The sequence below is a fragment of the Streptomyces sp. NPDC001700 genome, assembly GCF_053596435.1.
This window is the reverse complement of record NZ_JBSFGE010000036.1, coordinates 17,137-34,379: the sequence shown is the minus strand read 5'-3', so window position 1 is coordinate 34,379 and position 17,243 is coordinate 17,137. Positions and strand designations below refer to the sequence as shown.

Here is a 17,243-nt window from a genome sequence, read left to right as displayed (position 1 = left end):
CACCTGAGTAGGAGGCACCTGTGATCAGCATGCTCTCATCCCCATCTCTCGGTTTACGAGAGGTGATTGAGGACCTGGACCGTGAGGACACGGCGGAGGGTCCGATGCGGGACGAGACCGACACCGAGCTGCGGGTGGTGATTCCGCAGCCCCGTACGGCGCCTTGCGTGGCGTACGGGTGCGACTGGTGCGGTCAGGGGGACCACGACCCGATCAAGCCGCAGGACGGTGAGCTCTGCGGGTCCTGGACGGACGGCGTGATCACCACGTCGATCTCCGAGCACATCGCGACGGGCGAAGTGAACTGCCCGTACTGCCACGAGAGCAATGAGGAAGGGTCGGCCTGCAAGAGGTGCGCCCGCTGACCAGCGCTGAAAGAGCCCGGGCTGTCCAGGCCGCGGCCGCCGATGCCATAGGACGGCGGGGCCTGGGCTGCCCGGAGGCCGTTGCCCTGCTGAGAGCGGCCGAGATGACGGCTGCCGAGGCATGGGACCAAGGCCATCCCGTGAATGCCGTGCACCCAGCCCGGGTGCGCGGGACAGAACCACCCGCGCCCAGGCCCCGCGAAATGAGGAGTGATCCCGATGACCGTGCCGTCCACGTGCCAGCACCAGCCGCCGTGCCCGCCCGCTGAGTCCCCGGACCGTGAGGCCGCGCACCTCGTGGCTTTCCACCCGGAGCAGGGCTGGAGCCTGCTGTGCAACGGGGTCTTGCTCTTCGAGGACACCGGCGAGCTGCTGCCCGACAACAGCGTCGTCGCCCCGCACCGGCCGCTCGGCGTCGAGTACATCGCCGCGGCGGCCTGAACCGCCGCCCGGCCCGCAGCTCCGCCTTCCCGTGTTGCCCAGACGCCACCGGCCCGCACGCCGGTCCGGTGGCGGTGGAGAGCACTGGAGCACCAGCCACTGCTCTGTTCGGCCCTCGCGGCTGAGGAGAACGTCCCCAACTCCCCGTCCCTGGAGGACCTGTGATCAGCCTGCCTCTTTTCATCATCGCCGGTGCCGCCACGTACGTCTTCTGGCGCCTGGACAGCCGTGCCGGACTGTTGCTGGCCGCTCTGGTCTGCGGCTACGCGCTGGCGACCTCCCCGCTGTCCGGGGCGATCGACGGCCTCGGCCAGGGCGTCGCGACCGCGGTCGACAACGCGAACAACAACGCCAGCAAGTGATTGCTCGCTTGCCTGTGGTGCCGGGCCGCCTGGCCTGGGGCCGCGGGGAGGCGAGCAGCCCCGACCCGTACAACCCCGCAATCCCCCCCCCACTTCGATGAAAGGACTCCGCGATGAGCGAGAGCCACGGCGATGGCGACGAGAAGCTCGGATCGAACCTCGCCCAGCTGATCAAGCAGCTGGAGAAGATCGAGTTCCGTACCGACCGCGACCTGTACCAGTACGCCCGGATCCTGCGCGCGATCGGCCTGGAGCTGCACATGCGCGTCGGGATGGACGCCGACATGGTCAGCGCGATCCTGTCCCAGTACAAGGGCAAGTGGTGGACCTTCGGCGCCCAGTCCAAGATCCGCGGGAAGCTCGTCGGCGCGCAGCTGCGGGCCGGTGCCAGCGCGGCGAAGGTGCTGGGCCTGTCCGGCGTGAAGATGTACGCGAGCTTCGTGAGGCACTTCATCCAGCCCGAGATCGAGGCGGAGAAGAAGGCCCGCGAGGGCAAGGGCAAGCGGCCCGGCTTCAGCATCGGTGACAAGCCCAAGGGCGCTGCGGGCCGTCCCGGCGAGGCCGGCGGGAGGGCTGCCTGATGGTGCGCAGGGCGTCCCGTGCGAAGAAGATCGACACCCGCACGGAGGAAGAGCAGCAGGCCTCGAAGCAGGCATGGATCACCTACGGCGGCCCGTGGGCCGTCACGATCGGCGGCGCCGCTGTCGCCGAGACCAGCCACGTCCTGCTGTCGGCCACCCCCGCCAGCCTTGCGCTCGCCGCGCTCGGGCTGGCTGGGACCGGTGCGGCGCTGACCAAGCTGGTCCACCACATCGACACCAAGGCCAAGCGGGAGCGGGATGTGCGCATCCGGCACCTGGTCAACAGCACGGCGGCAACGGCCGGGGTCACCCTCGGCACGATCGCCGGGCTGGAGACCGGGGCCACGATGGGCACCTGGATGCTCACCGGCGCCGGGCTCTCCATCGGCAACAACCTCTGGTCCGCCCTGTACAAGAAGAGCGCGGGCGAGAAGAGCGACGGCAAGTGGGCCAAGCTCGAGGCCGAGATCGGGCTGGCCAAGCACGAGCTGAAGGAGGTCACCTCCAACGGCAAGGGCACGGTCATCGCCAAGGTGGAGGCCAAAGACGGGGCGACGGCGGACGAGTTCGCCCGCCGGGTCCCGGCCTTGTCCTCGGTGCTGAAGCTGGGGCAGGGCCGGGTCACCCACACCGTCGATGACGACGACAGCTCGGACATCACGATGCGGGTGCAGGTGGCGGACCTCCTCAAGGAGGGCTTCCCCTGGCCCGGTCCGTCGGCGTTCGGCGCCGGGTTCGGCGATGTGCCGATCAACCTCGGACGTTACGAGGACGGTGAGACGCTCAAGCTCAACCTCCCCGGCATTCTCAACGACCCGCAGGAAGTCGCGGGCGGCGGGAACGTCGAGCACTGCGTCGCCCAGGGCGTCAACGGCGCGGGCAAGACCGTCGGCAACGCGATCATCGCCACGGAGGCCGCGACCCGCTCCGAGGTGTCGGTCATCATCATCAACTGCTCGAAGTTCATGCAGGACTACGGGCATGTCCGGCACGCCGCCGACATGGTGATCACTAACGAGAAGGACGCCCGCCGGTTCTTCAAGCAGATGGGTCCCGTCATCAAGGCCCGCGGCGACTACCTCGCGGCCAAGGGCCTGTCGAAATGGAAGCCCGGCTGCGGCCTGAACTTCCTGCTGATCATCGGTGAGGAGGCCGCGGACTTCGCCGACGGCGACGCCTACGGCAAGGTGCTGCGCACCCTGCGGTCGACCGGCGGATGGTTCCTGTCCTCCATCCAGCGCGCCACGCACGACCAGATGGACACCACGGCGCGCAGCAACCACCCCGCGGGCATGGCCTACGGCCTGTCGGACGGCGCGGACGCGCAGTACGTGCTGCCGCCCGAGGCGATCGACGCCGGGGCGTTCCCCGGCTGGGGCAACCGCAAGCCCGGCTACCTGTACGCGGCCGGGATGGGCATCGCCGAGGAGCGGTGGCCGGTCAAGGCCCGCACCTACAACGCGGACCGCCCCCAGCTGGCGGCCGCCATCACCGCGGGGATGAACGTGCGCACCCCGATGGACGAGACGACCGCGGCCGCGTTCGGCGCGCTGTGGACCAACCGCACCTTCTACACCACCCCGCTGCTGGAGGGCGACGCCGACGGCCACGGCGCCTTCCCCCAGGAGCCCGCCCCGGCCGCGCCCGCAGCCGAGGCGGACCCGGGCTCCGAGTACGACGACGACCAGTACGAGGAGGACGACGACGTGGCCATCGAGGTCGATGAGGAACTGCTGGCAAAGGAGACCGAGGAGTTGGACGACGCACTGCGGCAGATCCTCGAGCAGGAGGACCCCGAGCCGGGCGCCTACCAAGGCCTGACGGTGGAGCAGGAGATCGAGGCGCCGGCCGACGACGCGCCGGTCTTCTCGCTGCCCGGCCTGGTCGCCGAGGAGGAGCGGATGTCGCCCGAGGACACCAAGGCCGCCATCTTTGCTCGCCTGGACGAGTGGGTTCGCAATGGCAAAAGTTCATTCGAGCCGAAGGAGCTCAACGACCTCTGGATGAAGGTCGATCTGACCGGTCAGCGGTCCTGGTGGAACCGCCTCAAGGGCCAGCTCCTGGACGACGGTGTCATCGCCAAGGACGACTCCGAGGACGGCTACGGATCGTACGACCTGATCCGCTCCCCCCTCACCGAAGGTGACGGAAAGTAGGCAGAGTCGGGGTGCGAACAGTCCGCAGGCCGCGAACTGTTCGCACCCCCTCTCTCCCTAGGGGAATGCACCGTACAGCGACGTAATAAGTCGCGAACATACCAGTTTGTCTCTAGCGGACACCGGGGCGAACAGTCCTCCGAACACCCCGGCGAACACTACAGAAGGTAGTCAGAATGAGCGCCCCGACCGCTCTCCGGCCGAAGGCGGCCGACCCGCCCCGAACCCTCCCGCCCGTCACCGCCGACGACGCCACCAAGGCCCGTAAGTCCATCGCCAAGCTGGACGAGGTCCTCGCCATGGTCACCAAGGCGCTGCTCACCCTCGGGGGCGGCGCTTTGATCTTCACTTGCGTAAATGTGACCCGGTTCGGCGTCTCTCACGAGATCCCCTGGTACATCGCCTGGATGCTGGACCCGCTGGCCAGCCTCGCCCTGATCACCGTCCTGTACGTCGACGGCGTGCTCGCTGAGCACGGCGGCGACTACAAGCCCGGGGGCTGGCCGTTCCTGCTCCGCTGGACCGCCGGGCTGTCCACCTGGGTCATGAACTGCTGGACGTCGCTCTACCCCGACGGCCACTTCCACTTCGTGCCCCAGAAGCCGGACGCTGGCGGCATCCTGCTGCACTCCGTCGCCCCCGCCCTGCTGATCCTGCTCGCCGAAGCCGCCACCGGCTACCGCAAGTACGCCACCCGGCGGCGCGGCGAACTCACCGCGATCATCGCCCGGTTCGAGGCCGCGGCGGCCACGGAACGCGAGGCCGCCGCAAAACGAGCCCGCGAGAAGAGCGAACGCGAGGACGCCAAGAAGCGCGAAGCGGTAGAACGCGAGGCTCAGCGCGAGCGCGAGCGTGAAGAACGCGAGGCCGCCCGCGAAGAACGCGAGGAAAACGCGAGGCTCGAACGCGAACGCCGGAAGGCAGAAAACGAGGAAGCCGCCCGGGCCCGCCAGGCAGAAATCGAGGCGGAACGCGAGCGGGTCGCACTGGCCGAACGCACCGCAGAAATCGAGGACCAGCGCCGTCGCCGTCAGGCCGAGATCGAGACCCAGCAGCGCCGGTCCCAGTGGGAGCTGGAGCAGGCTGAGCGCGATCGGGAGGCCACCCGCCAGGCGGAGATCGCCCAGGCAGAAGCCCAGGCCGAAGCGCTGCGCACGCAGGCTGAGGCCGACGCGGAGGCCAAGCGGATCCAGGCTGAGGCCGAAGCCCGCGCACTGGAGGAGGCCGAGAAGATCAAGCGGCAGCGGGCTCTGGAGCGGGCCGCCGCCAAGGCCCGCCCCGCCTCGGAAAGTGCCTCGCGCACCGGCACCGCCCGCACCTCGATTTCTGCGGGTCCGGCCTCGGAAAGTTCCTCGGAAAACGGGGCCGCGCTCGTCGCGGTCCCGGCCCTGACCGCCTCGGAAAGTGAGGGCCGCGTCCCTCGCGAAGTGCGCGCGCAGCAGCGGGACGAAGCCGAGCGGTACATCGCGAAGTGCATCCTGTCCGGCCTCACGCCCGATCTTGAAGGACTCGCCGCGCACTACGGCAAGGCCGAGACGTGGGTCGGCGACCGCATGCGCACCGCGAAGCAGCGCATCGCGGACGAGGACGGATTCGAGACCTCGGTGATCGAGGACGCGCTGGACGGCTTCACCGACGACACCACAGGCGACGCCGCGGGCGCGGCATGACCCGCAACCCCGAAGAAGAGGAGAGCACCGTGGAGTTCACGTTCGACTTCACGGAGCAGAAGAACGATCCGGTTGAGTTGCTGCCCGAGGCCGGTCCCGAGCACCCGCCGACGATCCTGGACCGCAGCGAGCCGCTGATGCCGATGCGCTACCAGGGCACCGTCGACTGAGCCCTCGCTTCGACGGCTCCACTGGCCCCCGAGATGTTGAAGCCACCTCGGGGGCCGGTGAAGAGGCCGAAGCCTCCCCGGGCGAATTCTCACGCCAATGACACCGCCCGAGCTCCCCAACGAGGAGAGGATCCATCATGCCGTCCTACGGCGAGCAGCCCCAGCCCACCTACTTCCCCGAGCCGCTGCCGCCCCCCTACGGGCAGACGCCCGCTCCGCAGTACGGCCAGCACCTCGTCCCGCTCCCCCACGGCAGCGTCGTCTACCCGTCGACCGCCGGCATGGACGGCGTCGTCATGGTGCCCGGCCCGAACGGCCAGCACGTCGCCTACTACACGGCGCCGCCCGCACCGGCCCCGCAGCCCTACGTCTCCCCGCTCCTGGTGAAGATCGCGCTGGTCGCGTTCATCCTGGGCGTCACCGGCGTCGGCATCTACTTCCTGGCGGCCGCGCTGTTGGAGTTCGCCAAGGCGCTCGTGCTTCTGGGCATCGTCGTCGTGGGCGGCTTCGTCCTCATCAAGATGCTCGCCACCGGCCCCGGCAGCGGCCGCCCGATCAACGTCCAAGCCCGCGGCCGCGCCAAGGTGCAGGTCCACACCGGCCTCGGACACAACCGTGGCCGCCGCCGCTGACACCGCGTCCCCGCCGGCCGTCCGGGACATCGACGTCTACGCCACTACGTCCGGCGCCCTACCCGTCTACCGCTGGCGCCAGGCCCCCACGGGCCTCGCGACCCGGCGCCAGCTGCGGGAGCGACGCTTACGGCCCGGCGGCCAGGACCCGGTCGCCGTCATCGAATGCCGCGGCGGCACACGCAGGGCCTGGCTGTACCAGATCGACCGCGCGCTGCCGATCCGGCCGATGACCTTCGCCAAAGAAGTCGCCCTCGACAAGGCCATGGCGAAACGGCAGACATGTCCCTCCTGCGCGAGGCGATACCACCACTGCCTCCCGCTCAAGACCTTGGGCTCCTGCCTGGAGTGCTACGACGGCACACCCGCCGCCCCGGGCAGCTACCAGCCCCCGCCCGGCGGCCAGCTCGCTGCCGCCGCCTGAACTGCGCCTACCGGCTTCCTGATCCACCCGCCGCACGGCGGGTGGTGACGGGGAGCCGGGCAGCCCGGCCCCGCACACGACGTGCCCCCCCGCCGCCTGGGAGAGCCCACCCCGATGGAGAACGCCGCCCGTCGCAAATCGGCGTCCTGCAACACCGCGAAGGAGAAGAACGGTGAGTGAGCCCACCGAGCCCCGTAACCCCGGGGTACCGCCGCTGAACACCATCAACGACAACCGGCGCGTACCGCCACCCCGACGGCCGGCCTCGCCCCGCGCGGAGCCGATCAAGACCGTCGACGACATCCCGCCCGGCGCCATCGCCGCCATCGCGGTCATCGGCATCATCGCCCTGGTCCTCACTTTCACCTGGGGCGTCCCCAACGGCATCGACTGGTACCACCACCAGGACTGGTCATGGGCCACCCAGTGGGCCGCCACCATCACCGACCCCGTGCACGCCTACCTGCGCGCGCACACGGTCGGCCTGCCGATCACCGCGACCACGGTGTTCGTCATCTGGCAGACCGTCGGCGTCGGCACACTGATCGGCTCGTGGGTCTCCACCAGCTTCGGACCGCGCATCACCTGGATCGTCTACGGCGCGGCTACCGCGTTCATGGTCTGGGACGCCTCCCCCGCCGCCGGACGCACCGTCGCCACCGGCCTCGCAGTCATCGCCTGGACGATCCTGTCCTCGCTCGCACTGCGCGGCCTCTCCCTGCGCCCTGTGGTCAACGTCTTCCACCGGTCCTGACGGCTGCCTGATCCACCCGTACCGTGCGCCAGCGCGGGACGGGTGGTGACGGGGAGCCGGATAGCCCGGCCCGGACGACCCAGGAGCCGCCCGTGACCACCGCCCCTGTTCCCACCGCCGACCGGAACCTGGACGCCGCGTGCGCCTCGGTCACCAACGAGATCGGGCGCACCGACAGCAAGGCGTCGTTGCTGCTGGCTTTCGACGGCGCGGTCCTCGCCGGTTTGGCCAGCGTCGCCGACAAGAACCTGCCCCTGTTCACGCAGGCCGTCGGTGGCCTGGTCGTACTCGCCCTTGCCGCTGCGGCCGTCCTGCTCCTCCTGGTCGTGCGGCCCTGCCTCAACGTGCGCGGCCGCCCCGCCCCGGGCACGTTCCCGCAGTGGGCGCAGCTGGAGGACAACGAGCTCCAGGAGGCGATGGCCCAGGACACCCGACGCGCCCGCGTGAAGGGCCTGTCGGTCCTCGCGGTCTGCAAGTACCAGCGACTGGCGCGCGCGGTCGACGTCATTCTCGCCGCGGTTGCCCTGCTGGCCGTCGCCGTGATCGGAGCGCTGGCATGAGCAACTTCGAATACGCCGTCGGCTTCTTCCTCTCCCTCGCCAGCATCGCTGGCGCCATCGCCACTCCCTTCGTCATCGTCGCCGCCCGCCGCACCGTCGCTCGCATACCCGCCCAGCTTGACCAGAAGGAGCAGTAACCCATGGCACTCACCCTGTTCGCCCGCCGCCCCGAGCCCGTCGAACCCCTGGCCCCCGAGTCGTGGCCGGAGATCGGTGAGACCTGGAAGCCCGAGGGCGTCACCGTTGTCGAGCGGTACTACAACCAGGCGCACGCGGTCGTCCTCGTCTACACCGCGACGCAGGACTACCGACACGTCGTCGCCTGCCTGGGCTGTCACTTCGTCAAGGCCAGCAACAAGTACTCCAGCCGCTCGTGGCTCGAACTCAAGGAGGCGGCCGAGGCCGCCAACGAGCACGCCACCACCTGTCGCGCGCTCCCCCGTGACATCCCGGCCCGCCCGGACGACGACACCGTGCGCGAGCGGCTGAGCAAGTGGGTGAGCGGCACCCGCACCCGCGTGGAGGACGAGCAGATCTGGATCGAGTCGCTGGACCTGATCCGGCTCACCCTTCAGCGCACCGATGACCAACTGGATGCCGCGCTGCAGCAGCTGGCCGTCGACCAGCCGGAGATCCTGCGCACCGACCGCAGCGAGTACAGCGACCGCATCCGGTACTACGCCCGGCGCTACCCCGAGAGCTGACCCGGCGCTCTCCGTACGGCCCCGCCCCGCCGCCCCCTCACGGCTGCGCGGGGCCGCGCGGTGTCCGCCCGGAACCTCTGAACAGGAAGGAACAGCACCATGGGCGTTTGGTTCGAGATCACCTCGCGCGGCCAGGAGATCAAAGCCCCCGACCCCGGACCGGTCAACCCGGCAGGCACCGGCCCCGGCGACTGGAGCCACAGTGGCCGACGGCCCGGAGACAACCCCGCAGGGTGCGCCCAGCCCCGGCGCCTGCGAAAGCCCAAGGCGTCCTGACCACCCACCTCCACCGATCCGCGCGGTTTCCGTCGGCCCCGCACCCTCCCCCAGGAGTGAGGTGTGCGGGGCTGCGCGGTGTCCGCCCGGCCATCCGAGACCAGGCGACCGACCCCCTTGCTGGAGGTCCCCCTTGTCCCTCACTCGCCGCTCCCTGCTGGAAGCCGCGGCCGCCCGCTTCGGCTGGCGCCGCGCCTACGGCGAGACCACCCAGGTCGAGGCCCTGCTCACCGAGCAGGCCGAGAACGCCTACACCGCGGCAGCCGACCACGCGGCCCAGGCCATCATGAAAAACACCACCGCCCTCGCCGTGCAGCCCGGCGTCCTGAACGCCCGCGTCCTCGTCCTGGACGAGGTCCTCTACCTGGAGGGCCTGCTGGTCGGCGCCCGCAACCGGCGCCTGCCCCAGGAGCTCATCGAGCGCCTGGAGGACGCCGTCGACCACGGCCACGAGCTGACCGTGCTGCTCGCCGACACCGTCCGCGCCACCGCCGCGCACCCCGCCGGCCACTGAGCGCCCGGGGCGGCCGCTGGCCTGAGAACCCGGCCGCCCCGGAGCACCACCCCTTCCCTCGCCAGAGCACATCCGACAGCAGAAGGAGCCCCACCATCATGAACCGAACCGTACGCCGCGCCACCCTCGACATCGCCGCCGCAGCCACCGAGGGCCTAGACATGACGACCGTCCTGATCGGCGGCGCCATCGGCGCCTGGGCGGGCTACACCTACTACCCCGACACCTGGTCCGGCGACTGGCGCCTGGCGGCCACCGGCGCCGTCGCGGTCGTCACCGCCGTCGCCTTCAACGGCATGGCGGACCTGCTCATCGCGCCGCTGCGCCGCCTGATCAGCACAGCCCGCCACACCCGGCCGCAGACCACCACCCACACCGCCCCCGCCGCTCCGAACACCCTGGACGAGGGCCTGGCCCAGGTCACCGCCGCCACCGAGGACGACGCCGCGTACCGCGCCGCCAGCGCCGCCATCCGGATCGACCACGGCGACAACTTCCTGCGGGGCCAGGACCGGTGGCGCGGCTACGAGGACGGAGAAGCCAGCTTCTTCCTCGCCCCCGGCGTCTGGCTCCACTACGCCAGCACCGTGGACCGGTACGGTCGCGAGCCCCACTTCACGCTGCTGACCGGCGACAGCGAGACGCCGGTGGCCATCAACAGCATGGCGCAGATCCGCCACCACCTGACCGCCCGCGCCGCCGGCCTCCCCGCCGCCCCGGCCACCGCCGACACCACCAAGGACCGCGGCCAGGACGACGTCCTGGCCGAGGACCTCACCGGCCTGCACGCGATCTGACGGGCTGCCCGTTCCGCCCCGGCCTTCACCGGCCGGGGCGGTGCGGTTGCCAATCAGCACACCCACCGAGCCGGAAGACACCGAGCATGCCGATATCCAGTCCCAGCCAGCTGTCCATCGCCCGCGACGGCGCGTTCGTCTCACGCCGCCTGACCGCCGACATCGCCGACGCCGCTCCCACCGCCCAGAAGCTGGTGAAGGAGCACTTCGGCCGCCGCCCCCTCAACGCCGTGGAGCTGGTGGTCACCTCCCCCACCCGGATTGCCCGCCTCGCCGCCATGGCCCAGGGCGCGGCCGCGAGCATCCCCCGCGAGGTCCACATGGAGAAGACCCTCAGCTTCACCGCCAAGCCGAACGACCTGTACTCCGCCACCGTGATCGCCCCCAAGAACACGGTCCGCATCCTGCTCAACGCCAAGCGGCTGCGCCGCCGCCCCCGCGAGCTCGGCGCCACCCTCGTCTTCGCGATGGTCGAAGTCGACCAGCTGTGCCGCAAGGGCGCCTGGGACCGCCGCATCGCCCTGACCCGGCACGAGATGGGCACCTACGTCCTGTCCAAGGGCAAGGCCCGGAGCCTGTACCGGGCCGAGGCCGAGCTGGAGACCGAAGCCGAGAAGGTCACCCACCACATCGTCGGCAAGGTGATCCGGCAGAACCGGCAGGCCGAGGCCGCCGCCGCCCGCGAGGAGTCCGTCATCCCGCAGAGCGCTGACTGACCCGGCACCGTGCCGCCCCAGCTCGCCCCGGCCGGGACGGCGCGGTGCCCCGTCAGCCCGTACTGCAGGAGGACCCGTTGACCCGCACCATCACCACGACGGCTCCGGCTGAACGCCTCACGGCCGTCATCGCCGACGTCCTCGGCGCCGACTGGACGCTGCACACCGCGCCGGACTGGCCCGCCGCCTTCACCAACGAGACGGCCGACCGGCAGCTCACCGCCCACCCGGACCGGCTCAACCACCGGCTCGTGTTCGTCGTCGCGTCGACCGATAACCCCGACGACTTCGCCCGGCAGCGTTTCGCGAAGTACACCCCCGACCTGACCGGCCACGACACCATCGACAGCTGGCTCGCCGACGGGGACCTGGACACGGTCGCTGGCGCCTTGGCCGTCATCCTGGAGCGGCTGGTCGAACAGCCCCTCCCCGAGCGCGCCGCGCATACCAACCCGCTGGAGCACGAACTCGACCAGCTGGCCAAGCAGGCCAAGGAGCTGGCCGCGCACGCCTCCCACTTCGCCGGCGGCCTCGTCTGGTCCCAGCCCGTCGCCGCCGACGCCCAGCGGCTTTCCACCCTCGCCCAGCACCTCGCGCACAGGGCCACCCGCGTGGACGAACTGCGCGGCTACAAGGGCCCCCGCCGCTGACCCAGCCACCCCGCACCCGGCACATCCTGACCGACACGGAGGAAGTCATGACACGCAGCGCCCGGCCCGTCGTCCACTACATGGCGACCCGGCCCGACGGCACCGTCCCGCCCACCAGCCCCCACCTCGCCGGGTACTACAGCGCCCGGGGCGAAAGCATCTCAACCGTCAACCTCGCCGACCACATCGGCGAGACCGTCGACCATCCCAGCCCCGGGAAGAAGTGGTACACCGACAAGCCGTTCAGCTACTTCCACATGTACACCCGGCCCGGCGAGATCCTGGAGCGCATCGAGTCGGGTTGGCCGGTGCGGCTGTTCGTCGTCGAGCCGCTGGGTGAGACCGGCAACTGGGGCGACGACTTCGCCCCGTACTGGCTGATGTCCCACCAGATCCGCGTCGTGTCGGAGACCGAGGCGTGGCGTGCGTTCGGGCACCGCGGCGCGCAGGTCCTGGCCGCCATCGCCCAGCTGCCCGACCTCGCTCGGCAGTGGGCCGAGGAGTGGGCCGCCGACCCGGAGGGCACCCGCCGCACGTACAAGGCGTGGGAGGAGCGGGTGGACGACACCCGCGCACTGACCGACTGGGCGTACTGGCGGGCGCGGTACTCCCGCCGTTCGGCCGGCCTCCAGGCGGCCAACCAGCTCGCCGGGGACGCTGCCGCACAGGCCGCGACCTGCGCAGGTGCCGCACCTCACGCCGTCGCCCTGATCCGGCTGCGGGCCCGCTGCCTGGTCGCCGGTCAGCTCATGCACGACCGGATCCGGTCGGGCGAGTACGAGCAGTCGATCCGCAGCCTGCTGCTCGGCGCCGGACTCGACACGGCGGCCCCCACCGCGGCCTGACGCCCCGTACCGCCCCGGGCCACGCAGGCCGACACGGACCGCTGGACGGCCGTGCATCGGCACGGGTCCGGGCCACTTCTCCACCCTCTTCGAGATCGGGAGACACCTCGTGATCACCGGCACCACCGACGAGGCGATCCGCTACACCGCCGACGTCGTCCTGCTCGCGGCTGGCCACGTCCTGCTGATCGAGCGGGGCTTCGACCCGTACGCGGGCTGCTGGGCCCTGCCCGGCGGGCACGCGATGCCGGGGAGACCAGTCTGGCCGCCGCCGTCCGCGAGCTGGAGGAGGAGACCGGCATCACCGTCTCCGCCACCGACCTCCGGCAGGCGGGCGCCTACGACGCCCCCGGCCGCGACCCCCGCGGCCGGTACGTCAGCGTCGCCTACACCGCCACCCTGGCCTCGCCCCTTCCGCCGACGGCGGGGGACGACGCCACCACCGCCCGCTGGTGGCCTCTGAATTCCCTGCCGCAGCTGGCGTTCGACCACGCCGAGATCCTCGCGGGCGCCGTGACCAGCTGACTCCGCCCGCGCGGACGCGGCGTTCCTCCGTGCCGCCCCGGCCCTCCCGGCCGGGGCGGTCGCGGTGTTCCGCCACGACCAGCGACAGGAAGGAGATGGGCGTCATGCCGCAGCCGCAGTTCTACGAGGTAGACGTCCCGATACGCGACACCACCCGCACGCTGCACGGGCTGCACGTCTTCACCGGCCAGGCCACCTCGCCCAGCGAGGCCCTGACCCGCGCCCACCAGGTCTACGACCAGGCGCTCGCCGCGCGGAAGGCCGGTCTCGCCAACCCCGGTCGCCAGGACGGCGGCTGGGGAGCGAGCGGGGTCCGCGACGGCTGGGAGCCGGACTGGCGGGCCGCGAAGGCCGGCCCTTGGTCCAACCCGTTCAGCTGGACCAGCAAGAGCAGCTACGAGCTGTAGATACGCCCCGAGGCAGACGCACCAGGTCTGGAAACCGACGCCTGCCTCGGGCCACCCATCCCGTACGAGACGAGAGGGAGTCACCAGTATGGCCTCCACCGTGCGCGTGCAGGGCCCCTTAGGGCAACGCGCTCTGCTCATCACCACCCTGGCCGTTCCGCTGACCGGCTGGACGGTGCACGCCGTGAGCCTGCACCGCCAGCTCGCCGCCGCCCGCCGTGATCCGCTGACCGGGCTGCTCGGCCGCGACGGCTACACGATCAAGGCACGGCAGGTCCTTCGCCGCTACGGCGACAACGCCCTGGTGGTCCTGGTCGACGTCGACCACTTCAAACAGATCAACGACACCTTGGGCCACGCGGCCGGCGACCGCGTCCTGGCCGCCATCGCGCGGCGGCTCACTGCCTGGGCGGGCAGCCGCGCATCGGTCGGCCGCCTCGGGGGAGACGAGTTCGCCGCCGTGACCCGGATCGGCCCTGCCTGCCGCGAAGTGCGTCTCGCGCAGCTCGCCACGCTGCTTGCGCAGCCGGTCGAGGTCGACGACGGGGCGCTGGCCGACGTCGCCGCGTCCATCGGCGCCGCTTCCCCCGACGTCCTCGGCATCGATGACCTGTCGCTGCTCCAGCGCGCCGCCGACGCCGCGATGTATGACGGCAAGCACTCCGGGCACGCAGTGCTCGCCGGACCGCAGCACGCCGCCGTGCCGTCCATCAACGGGCGCCGCGCCGGACGGCCGGGCACCGACGCACTGGGGCGTGCGGCATGAGCACTCCTCCCCTTCCCGAACCGGGCAGCTGGATCAGGGGCATCACGATCCGCCAGCCCTGGGCGGCATGCATCCTCGCGGGCAAGGACATCGAGAACAGGCCGCGCCCCTGGTCCTGGCGCGGCTGGCTGCTCCTGCACGCCGGACTGCAGACCGAGCGGGCCCCGCTGCGGGACCCCCTGGTCGCCACCGCGATCCGCGGCCGCCCGCTGGAGGTCGGCTCGATCATCGGCGTCGCCCGCCTCACCGACTGCCACCAGGACCCCGACGGCGCCGAACCGTGTTCCCGGTGGGCGCAGCCCGGCGCCTGGCACCTGGTCCTCGCCGACGTCCAGGAGCTCGCCCTCCCGGTCCCCATCACAGCGGGTGCGCTCGGACCGTGGAAGCCCACCCAGGACCTCGTGGAGCAGATCCGCCTCCAACTCCCCCACCTGCACGCACCGGAGGGCACCTCATGAGCGGCAACCGCACCGGCGTCCCCAACGCGCCGGCCATCACGCTCGCCGACGACCGCATTCCCTTCCCTCACACCGACGCTCCCCTCCGCTGCCAGACCGACCCGCAGCTCTTCGCGATCGAGGACGTCACCGACCGGGTCGAGGGGGAGAAGGCGCTCGCCCAGGCGAAGGGCGCGTGTTCCGCCTGCCCGATCGTCAAGGACTGCCTGAAGTGGTCGCTCGCCAACGAACCGCTGACACCCACCGGCGTCTGGGCGGCCACCACCGCCCGCCAGCGTAAGCAGCTGCGCAAGCAGCTCACCGAGCGGCTCGGACCTGACTGGGTCGGCGTCGTCGCCGAACAGGACCGCAAGGCCCAGAAGCGGCAGCAGGCCCCGCGCGTCCTGCCACCCACGGTCCGCGAACAGGCCCTCGCCCGGCTGGAGCTGGAACTCATCCCCACCCGCCCCGCCCCGTACGAGCCGTGGCGCGAGCCGATGACCCCGGCCCGACAGGCGCAGAACCTCGCGGTCCTCAAGGCGGCCCTGTCCACCAAGGCGGTCGCGTAGATGTTCACCGACTGGCAGCAGGCCCTCGAAGCCGAGGGCCTGCCCCTCAACCCCACCAGCACCGAGCAGCAGGCCGCCGCGGCTCGGGCCACCGCCCGCCATGCCGGCAGCAAGGAGGACCTCGCCCTCCTTTTGGACGTCATCGGCCTGCCCGGCGGTGACGACACCCTCACTGCCCTTTTCCCCCTCCTGCCCAGCTTCGAAGGAGACCGCGACATGCCCGAGCAGCAGACCCCGAAGACCTCCGCGTTCGCAGCGATGGCGCTGTCCATGTACTACGCCGACGCCAGCACCGCCGAGATCACCGAGGCCACCGGCCTGTCCGAGGACGAGATCACCGCCCTTGTCAGCGCCCAGGAGGACAAGATCGAGGCGCCGGTCGACGCTGACGAGCAGACGACGGCCACCGACACCACCACAGCCGCCGCTGAGGCCGCCGTCGACGGGGCAGTGGAGCAGCTGCTCGCGTGGGCCGAGGCCCACCCGACGGCCGGTATCCGCAACAAGGCGGTGAGGGTACGCGGCGACCTGGCCGAGCTGACCACCCGGCGCGCCACCGACGACGCGCAGCGCGAGGCCGAGGAACGCGTCGTCAAGCTCAAGGCCAAGCTGGAGAAGGCCCAGGAGGACCTCCGCGCGCTGAAGAACTCCGTCGCCCGCCCGGCGAGCACCTCGGCGACCTCCGCGCCCACCCCGATCCGGCCCGGCCTCGGCAGCGGACGCACCCGGGAGGAACTCACCGCGATCCGGACCTGGGCGCGCGCCAACGGCCACCAGGTCGCCGACGCGGGCATGATCCGCAAGTCGGTGATGGCGGCGTACGACGCCGCCCACCAGAGCCCGGCCGCGAAAGCCAGCTGACCCATGGAAACCGACCCAATAGTCCAGGACGGCTTCCTCGACGACGAGATCGTGCCCGGCGACCTGCACGGGAGCACGGCCCACATCCGCCTCATCGTCTCGCCCACGGACGAGCGGGCCGATGAGATGATCCTGCCGTGCAGCGTCGCCGACTCGGTGATGGCGGCCACCGTGCTTCACGACCTGGCCCCCGGCGACCAGCTACGTGTCACCGGCCACCTCCAGCTGCCCCGCACACCGGACGAACCGATGCGGCTGATCGTCACCGCGCTGACCGTTCTCCAGTCCGCGCCACTCCTATCCGACCCGGCCCCCGCGGCCACGGCCGTCATCGAGCGGTACGGACCGTATATCTGCTGGTTCGACGCCGACAGCACCCAGGTGCCGGTGTGGACCGAGACCGGTACCTGGGTGGGCACCGCTCCCGAACCGAGCGACCTTGGGCCCCTGCTCGAAGCCTTCGAGCAGAACCAAAACGCCGGCGGCGAGTAGTGCCCATCCGTCCCGAGAACGCCCACCGCTACCCGCGCGACTGGCCCGAGATCAGCGCGCGCATCCGGTTCGTGAGGGCGGGCAGCCGCTGCGAGTGCTCCGGGCAGTGCGGCCTGGAACACCCCGGCGGCCGCTGCCCGGCCGTCCACGGCCAAGACCACCCCGACACCGGCTCCGAAGTCGGCCTCACCACCGCCCACCTCAACCACACCCCCGAAGACGTCCGAGAGAGCAACCTGCTCGCCGCCTGCCAGCTGTGCCATCTACGGATCGACCACGGACACCACCGGGTCACCCGCTCCCTCACCCTCGCAGCCCGCGCGGCCGCCGCCGGACAACTCGGCCTCCTCCCCGAGACCGAACTCGTCCGCACCGAGCCGCCCACCCCGCCACGCCCCGCCCGGGGCCGCACTCGTACGACCACGCTCCACCAACTGCCCTTCCCCGAACCTGAAGACGAGACCAGCTAACGCGCCGAGTCGGAGCAGCCCATGCACCGCAACAGGCACAAGACCGCGTCGGCCCCCGCGCCCGCCCACTGATCATCAAGCCGCATTCCGTCAGGGCCC

General features: G+C 71.2%; 26 protein-coding genes and 1 pseudogene. All 27 read left to right on the top strand.

Features of this window, described 5'->3' with window-relative positions; all coding sequences use genetic code 11:
- The first annotated feature begins 104 nt into the window (after positions 1-104).
- The 27 genes and pseudogenes from ACWC5C_RS38805 to ACWC5C_RS38675 all read left to right on the top strand — a co-directional run bounded on the left by ACWC5C_RS38805 (position 105) and on the right by ACWC5C_RS38675 (position 17,144).
- Positions 105-365 carry a hypothetical protein gene (locus tag ACWC5C_RS38805; protein WP_450883514.1) on the top strand — a complete coding sequence of 87 codons (261 nt, stop codon included), beginning with the start codon at positions 105-107 and terminating at the stop codon, positions 363-365.
- Between the two features lie 219 nt (positions 366-584).
- Entirely contained in the window at positions 585-806 is a 222-nt protein-coding gene (locus ACWC5C_RS38800; protein WP_450883512.1) for a DUF5999 family protein, read from the top strand.
- Between the two features lie 161 nt (positions 807-967).
- Positions 968-1,168 (top strand): hypothetical protein, encoded by a 201-nt coding sequence (locus ACWC5C_RS38795; RefSeq protein ID WP_450883510.1) that lies wholly within the window; start codon positions 968-970, stop codon positions 1,166-1,168.
- A gap of 113 nt (positions 1,169-1,281) precedes the next feature.
- A complete protein-coding gene (locus ACWC5C_RS38790; RefSeq protein ID WP_450883508.1) occupies positions 1,282-1,749 on the top strand; it encodes a hypothetical protein in 468 nt (155 codons plus the stop codon).
- On the top strand, positions 1,749-3,905 hold the full coding sequence (locus ACWC5C_RS38785; RefSeq protein WP_450883506.1) for a hypothetical protein: 2,157 nt from the start codon (positions 1,749-1,751) through the stop codon (positions 3,903-3,905). Before ACWC5C_RS38790 ends, ACWC5C_RS38785 begins: the two co-directional genes overlap by 1 nt.
- 176 nt (positions 3,906-4,081) lie before the next feature.
- Positions 4,082-5,575, top strand: coding sequence for a hypothetical protein (locus ACWC5C_RS38780; protein WP_450883504.1), 1,494 nt, complete (start codon positions 4,082-4,084; stop codon positions 5,573-5,575).
- On the top strand, positions 5,572-5,745 hold the full coding sequence (locus ACWC5C_RS38775; RefSeq protein WP_450883502.1) for a hypothetical protein: 174 nt from the start codon (positions 5,572-5,574) through the stop codon (positions 5,743-5,745). Before ACWC5C_RS38780 ends, ACWC5C_RS38775 begins: the two co-directional genes overlap by 4 nt.
- Before the next feature lie 137 nt (positions 5,746-5,882).
- A complete protein-coding gene (locus tag ACWC5C_RS38770; RefSeq protein WP_450883500.1) occupies positions 5,883-6,377 on the top strand; it encodes a hypothetical protein in 495 nt (164 codons plus the stop codon).
- Positions 6,361-6,801: an RRQRL motif-containing zinc-binding protein gene (locus ACWC5C_RS38765; protein ID WP_450883498.1), complete on the top strand. Its 441-nt coding sequence runs from the start codon at positions 6,361-6,363 to the stop codon at positions 6,799-6,801. The genes ACWC5C_RS38770 and ACWC5C_RS38765 overlap by 17 nt, the downstream gene beginning before the upstream one ends.
- Before the next feature lie 172 nt (positions 6,802-6,973).
- Complete coding sequence (locus ACWC5C_RS38760) at positions 6,974-7,555, top strand: hypothetical protein (RefSeq protein ID WP_450883496.1); 582 nt, start codon at positions 6,974-6,976, stop codon at positions 7,553-7,555.
- A 92-nt stretch (positions 7,556-7,647) separates the two neighbouring features.
- Positions 7,648-8,115, top strand: a complete 468-nt coding sequence (locus ACWC5C_RS38755; protein ID WP_450883494.1) for a Pycsar system effector family protein — start codon at positions 7,648-7,650, stop codon at positions 8,113-8,115.
- Positions 8,112-8,252 carry a hypothetical protein gene (locus tag ACWC5C_RS38750; protein WP_450883492.1) on the top strand — a complete coding sequence of 47 codons (141 nt, stop codon included), beginning with the start codon at positions 8,112-8,114 and terminating at the stop codon, positions 8,250-8,252. The genes ACWC5C_RS38755 and ACWC5C_RS38750 overlap by 4 nt, the downstream gene beginning before the upstream one ends.
- 3 nt (positions 8,253-8,255) lie before the next feature.
- Positions 8,256-8,819 (top strand): hypothetical protein, encoded by a 564-nt coding sequence (locus tag ACWC5C_RS38745; protein ID WP_450883490.1) that lies wholly within the window; start codon positions 8,256-8,258, stop codon positions 8,817-8,819.
- A gap of 99 nt (positions 8,820-8,918) precedes the next feature.
- The gene (locus tag ACWC5C_RS38740) at positions 8,919-9,095 is read left to right on the top strand and encodes a hypothetical protein (protein WP_450883488.1); all 177 of its coding nucleotides are present in this window, start codon (positions 8,919-8,921) and stop codon (positions 9,093-9,095) included.
- Between the two features lie 133 nt (positions 9,096-9,228).
- The gene (locus ACWC5C_RS38735) at positions 9,229-9,609 is read left to right on the top strand and encodes a hypothetical protein (RefSeq protein WP_450883486.1); all 381 of its coding nucleotides are present in this window, start codon (positions 9,229-9,231) and stop codon (positions 9,607-9,609) included.
- Between the two features lie 98 nt (positions 9,610-9,707).
- Complete coding sequence (locus ACWC5C_RS38730; protein ID WP_450883484.1) at positions 9,708-10,406, top strand: hypothetical protein; 699 nt, start codon at positions 9,708-9,710, stop codon at positions 10,404-10,406.
- Between the two features lie 86 nt (positions 10,407-10,492).
- Entirely contained in the window at positions 10,493-11,122 is a 630-nt protein-coding gene (locus ACWC5C_RS38725; RefSeq protein ID WP_450883482.1) for a hypothetical protein, read from the top strand.
- Positions 11,123-11,199: 77 nt separating this feature from the next.
- Positions 11,200-11,772, top strand: coding sequence for a hypothetical protein (locus tag ACWC5C_RS38720; protein WP_450883480.1), 573 nt, complete (start codon positions 11,200-11,202; stop codon positions 11,770-11,772).
- A 47-nt stretch (positions 11,773-11,819) separates the two neighbouring features.
- Positions 11,820-12,617 (top strand): hypothetical protein, encoded by a 798-nt coding sequence (locus ACWC5C_RS38715; RefSeq protein ID WP_450883478.1) that lies wholly within the window; start codon positions 11,820-11,822, stop codon positions 12,615-12,617.
- 109 nt (positions 12,618-12,726) lie between these two features.
- Positions 12,727-13,142, top strand: a pseudogene (locus tag ACWC5C_RS38710) (NUDIX domain-containing protein).
- Between the two features lie 104 nt (positions 13,143-13,246).
- Positions 13,247-13,549: a hypothetical protein gene (locus tag ACWC5C_RS38705; RefSeq protein WP_450883476.1), complete on the top strand. Its 303-nt coding sequence runs from the start codon at positions 13,247-13,249 to the stop codon at positions 13,547-13,549.
- Positions 13,550-13,637: 88 nt separating this feature from the next.
- Positions 13,638-14,315, top strand: coding sequence for a GGDEF domain-containing protein (locus ACWC5C_RS38700; RefSeq protein WP_450883474.1), 678 nt, complete (start codon positions 13,638-13,640; stop codon positions 14,313-14,315).
- A complete protein-coding gene (locus ACWC5C_RS38695; RefSeq protein WP_450883472.1) occupies positions 14,312-14,773 on the top strand; it encodes a hypothetical protein in 462 nt (153 codons plus the stop codon). The genes ACWC5C_RS38700 and ACWC5C_RS38695 overlap by 4 nt, the downstream gene beginning before the upstream one ends.
- Positions 14,770-15,321, top strand: coding sequence for a WhiB family transcriptional regulator (locus ACWC5C_RS38690; RefSeq protein ID WP_450883470.1), 552 nt, complete (start codon positions 14,770-14,772; stop codon positions 15,319-15,321). The genes ACWC5C_RS38695 and ACWC5C_RS38690 overlap by 4 nt, the downstream gene beginning before the upstream one ends.
- Positions 15,322-16,182 (top strand): Lsr2 family DNA-binding protein, encoded by an 861-nt coding sequence (locus ACWC5C_RS38685; protein WP_450883468.1) that lies wholly within the window; start codon positions 15,322-15,324, stop codon positions 16,180-16,182. It begins immediately after the preceding gene.
- A gap of 3 nt (positions 16,183-16,185) precedes the next feature.
- Entirely contained in the window at positions 16,186-16,674 is a 489-nt protein-coding gene (locus ACWC5C_RS38680) for a hypothetical protein (RefSeq protein ID WP_450883466.1), read from the top strand.
- On the top strand, positions 16,674-17,144 hold the full coding sequence (locus ACWC5C_RS38675; protein WP_450883464.1) for a hypothetical protein: 471 nt from the start codon (positions 16,674-16,676) through the stop codon (positions 17,142-17,144). Before ACWC5C_RS38680 ends, ACWC5C_RS38675 begins: the two co-directional genes overlap by 1 nt.
- Positions 17,145-17,243 lie beyond the last annotated feature (99 nt).